Raw genomic sequence first — 12,125 nt, forward strand, 5'->3', positions numbered from 1 at the left:
GGCTGACCTCCAGGCTCATCTTGTTGTTCGACAGGATGCGCGGGGTAAATTCGAGGCTCACGCCGAACTCTCGGAACTGGATGGAGATCGTGTCTTCATCGGCGGCCACCGGCACGGGGAATTCACCGCCCGCCAGAAAGCTCGCCGTCTCGCCCGACCGGGCCACCAGATTCGGCTCTGCAAGCGTGCGGATCACCCCGCGTTCCTCCAGTGCTTCCAGGAAGAAATCGATGTTCACGCCGCCGGACCCGCCCAGAATATTGAGGATCGACTGCGGCGCACCACCTGAAAGCAGGCCCGACCCGGTGGCAAAGAGAAAGTCGCCCGCGCGGCCGACTTCGCTGCCGATGCCAAGCTCGGTCACATCTTCGCGCGAGGCTTCAACGAAGCGCACCTCGAGCATCACCTGCTGGGGGCTGTTCACATCCAGGGCATCAATGACTGCGTCGGGGGCGTAGCTGGCCGCGACCTGCATGATCTCTGCGGCCGTCTCATCGTCCGGCACCTCGCCGCGCACATGAAGACGCTGGGCAATCGTGCGCAGCTCGAGATCTATGTCTGGAAAGAGCGCGTCGATGTCATTGCGGATCGCGCCAAGGTCGTGCTCAACGCGCACATCGATCAGTTCAATGAGGTCGCCAGCCTCATCATAGACCAGAATATTGGTCGAGCCGATGGAGCGCCCGCGGACATAGAGCCGGTTGTCAGAGGTCGGGGACGCGTCGGCGATCTCGGGCTGGGAAATCGCAATCCGCGCAAATGGACGGTTGATAGCGACCGGCGTGGAGCGATTTACAACAACGGTCAGGTCGCTCTGCAGCGGAGAGGTGCCTGCCGGCACAGTCTGAGGCAGGGCAGATTGGGTCGCATGCGGCGATGCGGTTGCCGCGCCCGGTACCGAGAGCGCGAGCATGGCTATCGCAACCGATAGAATCTGACAGGTTTTGGACGTCATTCTGTGCCTCTGAGCCGCTGTCTGCTGGCCGCAATTCTTGCGGGCCGTCAGCCAACAGCTCTAGGGGACAGGCTTGAAGCCCCACTGAAACGAGCCGGGAAAACTTGCGTTAAATTTACCGTATCCTGATCAAGGTCTGTCAGGACTTTCGATGGGCGTTTCGGCCTCAGGCAGGTTTGGCAGGGCCGATCCAGACCTGCTGGGCATTGACGAATTCCAGGATTCCGTGCGGTCCAAGTTCGCGGCCAAGGCCAGAGGCCTTTGTGCCACCGCTCGGCAGGCGCGGATCGGTCTTCACAATGCCGTTGACGCTCACCTGTCCGGTATCGATCTTCCTCGCCATCGCTTCGCCGCGTTCGGCGCTTGTCCAGACACTGGCGGCAAGGCCGTAATCAGTATCGTTGGCCAGCTCCAGCGCATGGGCTTCGTCACGCGCGCGCACCAGAACGCCGACCGGACCGAACGTCTCTTGATTGAAGGCGCACATGTCGGGCTTCACATTTGAGAGCAGGGTGACGGGATAGAAATAGCCATCCCGATCCGGCAGCTCCCCGCCCAGAAGACAGTCCGCCCCCTGGGAGATTGTCTCCTGAACCTGCCTGTGCAGCTCATCGCGAAGGTCCGGCCGCGCGATCGGGCCAACATCAGTGTCGGCGCTGACCGGATCGCCCACCTTCAGCGCGCCGAGCTTTTCCTTCATCAGCGCCTCGACCTTATCGTAGACGCTGTCTTCAACGATGATCCGCTTGGCCGCGATACAGGACTGGCCGGCATTGATGATGCGCGACAGGGTCAGCACATCGGTTGCCTTGTCGAGGTCGGCGTCTGCGAGGATGATGGACGGGTCGGACCCGCCAAGCTCCAGCACAGCTGGCTTGATCGCAGAACCTGCAATCCCCGCAACCGCAGAGCCGCCCTTGGACGACCCTGTAAAGGAGACCCCGCGCACGCGCTTGTCGCGGATCACCGGCTCGACGGCCGGCGTCTCCAGATAGAGCGCCTGGAACAGTCCTTCGGGCGCACCGGCTTCGGTAAAGCACTTTTCCAGCGCTTCGGCGCAGCCCGGCACATGCGGATCATGTTTCATAAGGCAGGTATTGCCGGCCATCAGGGCCGGTGCGGCAAAGCGGAAAGCCAGCCAGAACGGCGCGTTCCAGGGCAGGATGCCAAGAATGGGCCCCAGCGGCAGGTGCTGGACATAGGACAGGGTCGCATCGGACTCGAGCACCTGACGCGTCAGGTAACCCTCCGCATGATCTGCATAATGCTCCGCGCACCAGGCCGACTTCTCGACTTCGCCGCGCGCTTCCTTGCTGGGCTTGCCCATCTCCTCGGTCATGACCGGGCCGAGCGTCTCGACATTGTCACGCATGTATTTCGCGACCTTGCGCAGAAGGGCGGCGCGCGTCTCGAATGAGGTCTCCTTCCAGTCTTGGAAGGCAGTCAGCGATTTTGCGATCTTCTGTTCGACTTCAGCGGCCGTGTCGGTTTTGACTTCACGAACGGTCTGGCCGGTCGCCGGATTGACGGCTTTCAGCATTCTCTTCTCCTGAAGACCTGGGTCTTGTCTATTCGGCCGCGGGGGCCGGCTGGCTTTTCTTCTTCGGGGCGGCTGGCGCGGACGATTTTCCGCCGCCGCCTTTCAGCGTGAATTCCTCGGGCAGGCTGAAGAAGCTCTCGCAGCCATTCTCTGTGACGTAGAAGGTGTCGGAAATGCCGACCGTCTTGTCGCCATCGACGCCCCAGACCCACGGAATGATATGGAAGGTCATGCCTTCTTTCAGGATCTGCGGGTCGCCCTGCATGAGCGACAGGATATAGCCTTCGTCCCAGCTTGGCGGGAAGGCGATCCCGATGGAATAACCCGACCGTGTAATCAGTGAGCCGCCATGCGAGCCATCGGAAATGATGTCGCGCACAATCTTGTCGGCGTCCGAGACAGTCAGGCCCGGCTGGACACGTTCGCGCAGCTCCAGCAGTGCTTTCTGCATTTGCTCCTCTGCGCTGCGCATGGAGGGCGAGAGCTTGTCCTGCATTACGACCGTGCGCATCATGGCTGTGTGGTAGCGTCTGTAGCAGCCGCCAACCTCCAGGAACACATGCTCGCCCTCCTGCACGGTGCGCCCTTCCCATGTGGCATGGCCGATCATGGAGCGGGGGCCAGAGGTCACATAGGGCATGACCGAGGGCGGCTCGCCGCCCGCCTCGAACATAGCGGCGGAGATGGCCGCCCCGATCTCATTCTCGGTGACGCCGGGTTTCGCAATCTCGATCCCGGCCTTCATACCCGCTTCGGTGGCGCGGGCGGCCTTCTTCATGATCTCGATTTCGTGCTTCGACTTGCAGACGCGTCCTTCCTCCACAATGCCGAAACAGTCGAGCAGACGCCCGCCGGTATAGGCCGAGTGGAAGCGGTCCTGCTGATAGGCCGGCAGGAAGTAGGAGTTCCGCTCATAGCCGACAGTCGAATTGTAGAGCCCGGCTTCGCGCAGCGCCTCGATGAGCCGCTGGATGGCATCGCCATTGTCCGCATAGGGCCGGGTCTTCTCAACCCATGTGCGGGCGTGGACATTGGACTCCTCCATGTTCCGTGTGACCATGAAACAGTCGCCGTCCAGCGGCACCACCAGCGCCTGGAAGAAGGAATAGCCGGTGGTCTGGTAATCGGTGAGGTACATGATGTTCTCGGGGTCCGAGATCACCACAGCATCGAGCCGGCGGCTCCTCATACGCTCACGCAGGCCTTCAAGACGGCGGACATACTCCTCCGGCGGGAAGGTCATATCATCGCGTTGCTTCATGCTGGCTCCATCACGCTCTGCATGGCCGCTTCCATGATGTCGAGGCCCTCCTTGAGGTCGGCATCGTCGATGGTGAGCGGCGGGATGAGTTTGGCCACCCGGCCTTCGCTGCCGCAGCCGCCAATGAGCAGGCCGTTCTCGAAGCATTCGGCGACCACCTTCTTGGCAAAGGCGCCATCCTTGGTGTCGAGGCCCTGCATCATGCCCTTGCCGCGCACTTCCATACCCTTGCCAGCCATCTTTTTCAGCCGCTTCTCCATGATCTCGCCCTTGCGGCGGACATCGGCCATGAAGCTGTCATCGCGGAAATAGTCCATGGCGACCTTGCCCGCGATGAAGGAAATGCCCTGGCCGCGGAAGGTGCCGGTATGTTCGCCCGGCGACCAGTGCTTGTCATGTTCCGGCTTGTTGAGGTTCATGGCGAGCGGGGTGCCGAAACCGCCAATCCCCTTGGCCAGGGTGATGATGTCGGGGTCGAGGTCCATGCCGTCGAAGCTGAAATAGGAACCGGTACGCCCGCACCCGGCCTGAATGTCGTCCAGAATGAACAGGGCACCGCGGTCGCGCGCGAACTGGCGGATTTCCTTTAGCCATTTCTCGTCGGCAACATTGACCCCGCCCTCAGCCTGGATCGGTTCAATGAGGATCGCCGCAGGCGGCTCATAGCCGGATGACGGGTCGGCATAGGCTTCTTCCATACCCTCCAGCGGATGGCCGAAAGGCAGGCGTTCGACATGGTTGAGCGGCACGCCCGCCGCATTGCGGAAATAGGCGTTCGCCGTCGCGGCCAGCGAGCCGAGCGTCATGCCGTGAAAGCCGTTCGTGAAGGCGATGACCTGTTTGCGGCCAGTGACGCGCCGGGCGAGTTTCAGGGCGGCCTCAACGGCATTGGTGCCTGTCGGGCCGGTGAACTGCATCCGGTAATCCCAGCCGCGCGGCTCCAGGATTGTCTCGGTGAAAGCGGCGATGAAGTCGCGCTTCGTCGTCGTCATCATGTCGAGGCTATGGGGAATGCCGTCTGACTGGATGAATTCGATGATCGCTTCCTTCATCTTCGGATTATTGTGCCCGAAGTTCAGCACGCCAGCGCCGCCAAAGAAGTCGATATAGGATTTGCCGGCCTCGTCGGTCTGGCGGGCGTTCGATGCGGACTTGAAGACGGTCGGGTAAGTCCGAGCGTAACCCCTGACATTCGATTCCCAGCGTTCAAATAGGTCCATGTCGGTCTCTCCTCGGAATTTGTGTTTAGGTTCGGTCGTTCAGAAATGTGGATTGTTCGGGCAGCGGCGCGCCGGCAAGGCGCGCATAGATGCGCGTCACAATCGGCAGCAGCCTGTCATTGAAGTCATAGCGGGGCGAATGGCAGGGCTCGTGATGGCCCTGGCCATCATCGGCGCCAATCAGCGCAAAGGCGCCCGGTATCTCTTTGAGATAATAGGAAAAATCCTCCGACGCCATGATCGGCACCGGAATGTTCTCAAAGTGCCAGCTTTCGCCAAGGTCGGCCGCGATCGCCTCGCGCATGCGGCCCGCTTCGGCAGGATGGTTCACAGTCGCATCGTAGCGGGGAAAAACCTCGACCTCTGCCTCGACGCCATAGGCCCTGGCCTGGGAGATGGTGATTTCCCTGATAAGGCCCTCTATCAGGGGTCGGTCATCAGCATTGGCGAGCCGGATGCTGCCGGCGAGCTTTGCGCTGTCAGGGATGACGGTTTCGCCGCTCGGCGCCTCGATGGAGGTAACACTGACCACGGCTGCATTCTGGGGCGTGATACGGCGCGAAATGATCTGCTGTAGCGCCATCGTGACGGCCGAGGCTGCGAGCACAGGATCGCGCGTGTTTTCAGGCTGGCTCGCATGGCCGCCTGCGCCCTTGAGCGTCACCCGGAATGTCCCGTTGCCTGCCATGACCGCGCCGTCCGGGCAGACAGCCTTTCCGAAGGGGATGGCCGGCCAGTTATGCCAGCCGAAGATGCAGTCGAGCCCGTCCAGCGCGCCATCCTCGATCATCTTGCGCGCGCCGTGCCCGCCTTCCTCGGCGGGCTGAAAGAGCAGCGTGACAGGGCCGGGCAGCTCGGCCTCATGGCGTTTCAGCCAAGCCGCCGTCGACATCAGCGCAGCCGCATGGCCATCATGCCCGCAGGCATGCATGCAGCCTGAACTGGACGAACTATAGTCCAGCCCAGTGCTCTCGTTGATCGGAAGGGCGTCTATGTCGGCGCGAAGCCCGACATGTCGTCCTTTTGCGCCAGCGGCGAGTGTTGCCACAGTGCCGGTGCCTGCGCAGATACGATAATCAATATCCAATCGCGCAAGCGATGTGCGGATAATTTCGGCTGTGTCTTTCTCCTGCCAGGTCAGTTCGGGATGGCGGTGAAGATCATGCCGGAAGTCCGCCGACGCAGACACGAGCGCCTGCCAGTCGGAGGGGGATGCTTCGGGCAAGATGAAGCCTCGGCGCGACATGACCGTACCGTACAGACTAAGCCCTTTGCTTCAAGGAGCCTTGTGGAAAAACAATTGAATGAACTGAAACTGACCGAAAATGGTCATAAAAGCGGGCAGTGACTCAGGCTTTGGCCTTGCCGTCAGCAGCTCTCAGAAGTTGAATGAACTCGTCCGGCACATTCTTCTGCGCTACGCGGTCATAGGTCCGTTTCAGACCGGTCGACATGGCATTGCGAAATGCACGCCGGGCGTGGCGTTCTTCAACGCTCACCGGTCTTGCTTTTCTGTGCTCATGCATATCGGTCATTGTTCTGTCTCATTGCTCAACCAGTAAACAGTTATCTTCCGAGACCGTTCCGATTTTATAGCGGAACAATGGTTAACAGAATTCCATAAACTCTTCATTTTCTGGTTGAGGCTCACCCTTAGTCCGTTGTGAATGCTGGCGATCTGCACATCCTATAGGGTTGAGAAGATGCGCTGCACATTCCGTTTTACGGGCGATATGTTCGTGTTATGTTCCGTCGATGGGAAAGCGCACGCTCATAGACCGTCTGGCTATATTGGCCGATGCCGCGAAATATGATGCGTCCTGCGCCTCATCCGGCTCAGCGAAACGAAACTCACTTTCGACCAATGGGATAGGTTCCACCGAGGGGATGGGCATCTGCCACGCCTATGCGCCGGATGGCCGGTGCATCTCTCTCCTGAAGATATTGATGACCAATTTTTGCATCTATGACTGCAAATATTGCGTCAACCGGGTCTCCAGCAATGTTGAGCGGGCGCGTTTCAGCGTGGAGGAGATCGTCAAGCTGACGCTCGATTTCTACAAGCGCAACTATATTGAGGGCCTTTTCCTCTCTTCCGGCATCATCCGGTCTGGCAATTATACGATGGAGCAGATGGTGGAGGTCGCCCGCCAGCTGCGGGTCGAGCATAATTTCGGCGGCTACATCCATCTCAAATCCATTCCGGAGGCCGATCCTGCCCTGATCGAACAGGCCGGGCTTCATGCAGACAGGCTTTCGATAAATATCGAGCTGCCCCGCGAGGCCTCGCTCAAATCCTATGCGCCTGAGAAGTCGGGGGCGGTCATCCGCACCGCCATGGCGAATGTCCGGCGGGGCATTGAAGACCGCCAGCACGATCGTAAGGAGCGGGGCAGGGCGCGCCCGCCGCGTTTCATTCCCGGCGGCCAGTCAACGCAGATGATTGTCGGCGCTGACCAGTCCTCGGACAGGGACATCATGACAGCCAGCGCCTCGCTTTATTCCGGCTACAAGCTGCGCCGCGTCTATTATTCGGCGTTCAGCCCCATTCAGGACAGTTCCGGCGACCTGCCCCTTATCAAGCCGCCTCTGATGAGGGAGCACCGGCTCTATCAGGCCGACTGGCTAATGCGGTTCTATGGCTTCGAAAAGGATGAGATCTTTGAGGCGCGCGGCGATGGCATGCTGGATCTCGACCTCGATCCGAAACTCGCCTGGGCGCTGGAGCGGCGCGAACATTTTCCCGTCAATGTGAACCGCGCCAGCCGGGAAGCGCTTCTTCGCGTTCCGGGTTTCGGGACCAAATCGGTTCAGCGCATACTTGCCGCGCGCCGCCATACACATCTGCGTCTCGATCATATCGCCCGGATCGTGCACTCACTGAAAACCTGCCGGGACTTCATAGAAACGGTAGACTGGCACCCCGCCGGCACGCTTGATCTTGCGCATCTGCGCGACAGGTTCGTTCCGGCGCCGCAGCAGCTCCAGCTCCTCTGATGGAACAGGTGACGCTTTCGTCCGAGACGGATTTTGATGGCTGGCGCGAGGCAGCGCGGCGGCTGGCGGGCACAGGGGTTCCGCCGGGGGCGGTCAAATGGGCCGGCCCGGCGGGCGAGACCGATCTTTTCGCCGCGCCCGCAGTCAGCGAAGGGGAGGCGTCTGCGCCGGGCGAAGCCCCCGGCATCCGCGTGCCGAAGGCGTTTGTCGACATGGCGCGCCGCGTTGTCTGCCACCGCGATCCTGCGCGTTTCGCCTGGCTCTATCAGCTATTATGGGACCTGCAGCGTGACCGCGCGGCGCTGTCTGATCCGCTCAATGATGCGGCCCTCTGGGTGAAGGCCGCAGACAAGCAGATCCGGCGCGATGTCCACAAGATGCACGCCTTCGTCCGCTTCCGGAAGGTGGGAGAGCGCGGCGATCGCGAGGTTTTCATGAGCTGGTTTGAGCCGGATCATCGCATTACGGCGCTCACCGCGCCTTTCTTTGTGCGCCGCTTCACCGGTATGGACTGGTCGATCCTGACGCCGGACGCCTGCGCCAGCTGGGATGGGGAAAAAATGACCTTTGCCGAGGGGGCCGACCGTTCACAGATGCCGGACGAGGACGCAATTGAGGATCAGTGGCGCACCTATTATGCGTCCATCTTCAATCCCGCGCGGCTCAAGATCGGTGCGATGCTGTCGGAAATGCCGGCCAAATACTGGAAGAACCTGCCGGAGGCCGAGCTTATTCCCGGTCTTATAAGACAGTCCTCCGAACGCACCGGCGCGCTGCTGGCTGCCCCCTCCAGCCCGGCCAATATCCGCGCCTCGCGCATGTCGGCCTTCCTGCCGGAAGAGAATGCAGCCGGTATCCAGTCGCTGGAGGAGGCCCGCCGGGCGGCGTCCAGATGCACGCTCTGCCCGATCCATGAATGCGCCAGCCAGACCGTTTTCGGCGAAGGCCCGGCTGGGGCGCGGCTGATGATTATCGGTGAGCAGCCCGGCGACCGCGAAGACATTGCCGGCAAGCCTTTCGTCGGCCCAGCGGGCGAGCTTCTGGACAGGGCGATGGGCGAAGCCGCGATCGACCGGCACAAAGCCTATGTCACCAATGCCGTGAAACACTTCAAATTCACCCCGCGCGGGAAACGGCGCATGCACCAGAAACCGAATGCAGGGGAAATCGATACCTGCCGGTTCTGGCTCGATCTGGAGCGCCAGTTCGTCAAGCCGGACCTTATCGTCAGCCTTGGGGCCACGGCCTTGCGCGGGGTCTTTGGAAAGGCGGTGGCCCTGAAGGAATTGCGCGGCGCGCTGACGGAACTTGGCGAGGGGACCCAGCTCATTGCGACCGTGCACCCATCCTATCTTCTACGCCTGCCGGACAGGGCGCGGGCAGAGGAGGAATATCGCCGCTTTGTTCAGGATCTCGGCCGCGCGCAGTCACTCCTGTCGCGCAAGGCGGGCTGATCTTCAGCCACCGCCAAAGAATTTGGCGAATTGGCCCCAGGGGACGAAGGCGACGGTAACGGCGGCGGTAACAGCCGCCAGCACATAGCCAAGCAGCATGAGGACGCCATCGCGCGCCATGATGGCAAGGCCGTACAGCGTGATCGCCGCGCCCGGTACGCCCACGGCGAACGGCACCAGCTCCAGCGGAATCATCAATAGCGAGAGGAAGATAATGATGACCGCAGACGCATAGATCGCCCAGGGGCCCGTGAGCATCGTAATCCGCTCGGAAACAAGCCCATCAATACGTTTCAGCCAAGGCTTTGCCTTCTCGTCGGCCTTTTTGAGCTTGTCCTTGGAGATCGAGCGCTTTTCGATGAAGCCGGGTACCCAGATGCGGTTGGCCCCGAAGACGATCTGCACGGTGAAGAGGATGATGATGACGCCCACAATCATGGGCAGTCCAGGCACGGCGCCGATGGGCGGGACAGTCACAAGCATGCCGAGCAAGACGATAATCGGCCCGAAGGAGCGCGAGCCGAACAGGTCCAGAATGTCGCCAAAGGTGACCTTGTCGCCTTCAACTTCGTTGATTGCCCGCTCAAGAACGTTTTCAAGCGGATTGTCCCGTGAGGCTGTTTCGCTCATCGAGGTACGTCCTTCTTTCGCCGATGATACACTTATAGCGTGCAATCTGGGGGAAAGTTCATTCGCCCTTTGTGACAGGTGCAGGCGACAGGATGGAGAGCATGGTCTGGCGCATGAGGCCGACGATGTTTTTCAGGTCGAGATCGGGGTTTCGCAGCAGACGGTTCGCAAGGCCCGAGAACTGCACCATCATCATGTCCGTGCGCGCCTCGGCCCGGTCCAGGCCCAGCTTGTCGTGAATAAGATGGGCCAGCTGATCGCGGATATAGCGGTCATGACGCTGTATGATCTCGGCGACTTCGGGATTGCGCTGACATTCGGCCAGCATTTCCATGTTCAGTGCCGACTGGAGGATATCGGTTTTCTGGGCGATGGATTCGATGGCACGCTCGGTCATGACAGTGGCGAGCTGCGCTGAGTCGACTGCATCGAATTCGGCGAATCTCTCCGCCGCGCGCGCCGACTCGCGGTCGACAATCGCGGCGATGATCGCCTCCTTGTTCTCGAAGTAGTGATATATGTGGCCGGGGCTCATACGGGCGCGTTCGGCGATCTTGGCCATGCCGGCACGATGGAATCCGAATTCCACAAAACAGTCAGCGGCAGCATCGAGGACTTGTTCGATACGGGCCTGGCGCCGCTTTTCTCCGCCTGTCATGGGTGGCTGCTTCGACTGCAAAATTAATTGTCCTCACTCATTGACTTGGTGCGCTGCAGCAATAAGTAGAATGCTCATTCTAAAAGCAAGGGCCGCGCAGAAAAAAACCAGTCGTCGCGCGACCTCGTATGAAGGACTGATTATGGTCTCGAAGGTTTATCGTCCATCGCCCCGCCATACTGGTGTGAAGGCGTGTCTCGCCACTCTTGGTCTGGCCGCGCTTGCCGCTTGCGGACAGGGTGCCGGCGGGGAGGGCGGACAGGAAGCGGGCGGCGGCGGCGCCCAGCAACAACAGCCGCAGGCCGCCCGTGTTGAGGTGGTGCGGATCGAGCCCCAATCCATCGGCAGTGTCCGCACTCTGCCTGGACGGGCCACGCCCTACGCCGAAGCTGAGATTCGCCCCCAGGTGACGGGCCTTATCGAAAGCCGCCTGTTCACTGAGGGTGAGCTCGTCAATGAAGGGCAGGCGCTCTATCAGATTGATGCTGATGAATATGTCGCCGCCGTGCAGAGCGCGCAGGCCGCGCTTGAGCGTGCGCAGGCCACAGCGGCCACGGCTGGTGAAACCGCCAAACGGTTCGAACGCCTTGCCGGTATCAACGCCGTCAGTCAGCAATCCTATGACGAAGCCGTCGCCGCGCAGAAACAGGCTGAAGCCGATGTCGGCATCCAGCGCGCTGCGCTGGACCGCGCCCGCATCGATCTCGCCCGCACCAAGGTTCGTGCTCCGATTGACGGACGGATCGGGCGCTCGGCGGTGACAGAAGGCGCGCTTGTGACCGCCAATCAGGCAACGCCGCTCGCCCGTGTCCTTCAACTCGACCCCATCTATGTCGACATGACTGCATCGAGCGCGCAGGTCCTGCGCTGGAAACGTGACGTCGCCGAAGGCAAGATCGAGACTGTCGGGCCGACGTCCGGACGTTCTGCGGCCGTCCCGGTGACACTCGAGTTTGAGAATGGAGACGACTATCCTGTCGAAGGCCAGCTCGAATTCTCGGAAGTCAGTGTTGATCAGGAAGCTGGAACGGTCATTGTGCGCGCACAGTTTCCCAACCCGGGCAATCTGATCCTTCCTGGCATGTTCGTGAAAGCCTCCTTTGCGGCGGGCAGCTATAATGACGTCTATCTCGTGCCCCAACGCGCCGTTCAGCGGACCCCGCAGGGGGACGGATACGTCTTCGCGGTTGGCGACGATGGTACAGCCGTCCGCAAGAGTCTCACCATTCAGGAAGCAAACGGCTCCAACTGGGTTGTGACCGAGGGCCTCTCCGCAGGTGACCAGATTGTGATCAGCGGCTTCCAGAATTTGCGGGCCGGCATGCCGGTGCAGGTCATCGGCACCTCGTCGGATGAGCTTGCCTCGGTGAAAAACGCCGACACAGAAACCGCTCCAGAGTAAGAGACAGA

Annotated in this window: 11 protein-coding genes; 3 read left to right on the forward strand and 8 right to left on the reverse strand. The window is 61.0% G+C overall.

What is annotated here, in order from left to right; all coding sequences use genetic code 11:
* From ABNU55_RS08545 to ABNU55_RS08570, 6 genes are all read right to left on the reverse strand, one after another.
* A partial coding sequence (locus ABNU55_RS08545; protein ID WP_348764303.1) for a pilus assembly protein N-terminal domain-containing protein occupies nucleotides 1–955 on the reverse strand: 955 nt, incomplete at its 3' end.
* Between the two features lie 166 nt (nucleotides 956–1,121).
* Complete coding sequence (locus ABNU55_RS08550; RefSeq protein ID WP_290753584.1) at nucleotides 1,122–2,495, reverse strand: NAD-dependent succinate-semialdehyde dehydrogenase; 1,374 nt, start codon at nucleotides 2,493–2,495, stop codon at nucleotides 1,122–1,124.
* Between the two features lie 28 nt (nucleotides 2,496–2,523).
* Nucleotides 2,524–3,756, reverse strand: a complete 1,233-nt coding sequence (gene doeA / locus ABNU55_RS08555) for an ectoine hydrolase (protein WP_290753587.1) — start codon at nucleotides 3,754–3,756, stop codon at nucleotides 2,524–2,526.
* The gene (locus ABNU55_RS08560) at nucleotides 3,753–4,976 is read right to left on the reverse strand and encodes an aspartate aminotransferase family protein (RefSeq protein WP_290753589.1); all 1,224 of its coding nucleotides are present in this window, start codon (nucleotides 4,974–4,976) and stop codon (nucleotides 3,753–3,755) included. The genes doeA and ABNU55_RS08560 overlap by 4 nt, the downstream gene beginning before the upstream one ends.
* 25 nt (nucleotides 4,977–5,001) lie before the next feature.
* Nucleotides 5,002–6,222 (reverse strand): N(2)-acetyl-L-2,4-diaminobutanoate deacetylase DoeB2, encoded by a 1,221-nt coding sequence (doeB2, locus tag ABNU55_RS08565; RefSeq protein ID WP_348764304.1) that lies wholly within the window; start codon nucleotides 6,220–6,222, stop codon nucleotides 5,002–5,004.
* 103 nt (nucleotides 6,223–6,325) lie between these two features.
* Complete coding sequence (locus tag ABNU55_RS08570; protein WP_290753594.1) at nucleotides 6,326–6,511, reverse strand: NepR family anti-sigma factor; 186 nt, start codon at nucleotides 6,509–6,511, stop codon at nucleotides 6,326–6,328.
* Nucleotides 6,512–6,731: 220 nt separating this feature from the next.
* On the opposite strand from ABNU55_RS08570, the gene ABNU55_RS08575 reads away from it, so the two are divergent.
* Complete coding sequence (locus ABNU55_RS08575; protein WP_290753597.1) at nucleotides 6,732–7,973, forward strand: putative DNA modification/repair radical SAM protein; 1,242 nt, start codon at nucleotides 6,732–6,734, stop codon at nucleotides 7,971–7,973.
* Nucleotides 7,973–9,427, forward strand: coding sequence for a UdgX family uracil-DNA binding protein (locus ABNU55_RS08580; protein ID WP_290753600.1), 1,455 nt, complete (start codon nucleotides 7,973–7,975; stop codon nucleotides 9,425–9,427). Before ABNU55_RS08575 ends, ABNU55_RS08580 begins: the two co-directional genes overlap by 1 nt.
* Before the next feature lie 3 nt (nucleotides 9,428–9,430).
* On the opposite strand, the gene ABNU55_RS08585 is transcribed toward ABNU55_RS08580, so the two are convergent.
* Together ABNU55_RS08585 and ABNU55_RS08590 are read right to left on the reverse strand one after the other, a co-directional pair.
* The gene (locus tag ABNU55_RS08585; RefSeq protein WP_290753603.1) at nucleotides 9,431–10,057 is read right to left on the reverse strand and encodes an exopolysaccharide biosynthesis protein; all 627 of its coding nucleotides are present in this window, start codon (nucleotides 10,055–10,057) and stop codon (nucleotides 9,431–9,433) included.
* A gap of 58 nt (nucleotides 10,058–10,115) precedes the next feature.
* The gene (locus tag ABNU55_RS08590) at nucleotides 10,116–10,715 is read right to left on the reverse strand and encodes a TetR/AcrR family transcriptional regulator (protein ID WP_290753606.1); all 600 of its coding nucleotides are present in this window, start codon (nucleotides 10,713–10,715) and stop codon (nucleotides 10,116–10,118) included.
* Nucleotides 10,716–10,857: 142 nt separating this feature from the next.
* Here ABNU55_RS08590 and ABNU55_RS08595 point away from each other — a divergent pair, with 142 nt between their 5' ends.
* Complete coding sequence (locus tag ABNU55_RS08595; protein ID WP_290753608.1) at nucleotides 10,858–12,117, forward strand: efflux RND transporter periplasmic adaptor subunit; 1,260 nt, start codon at nucleotides 10,858–10,860, stop codon at nucleotides 12,115–12,117.
* Nucleotides 12,118–12,125: the final 8 nt, after the last annotated feature.

The sequence above is a fragment of the uncultured Henriciella sp. genome (genome assembly GCF_964005855.1).
Lineage (GTDB): Bacteria > Pseudomonadota > Alphaproteobacteria > Caulobacterales > Hyphomonadaceae > Henriciella.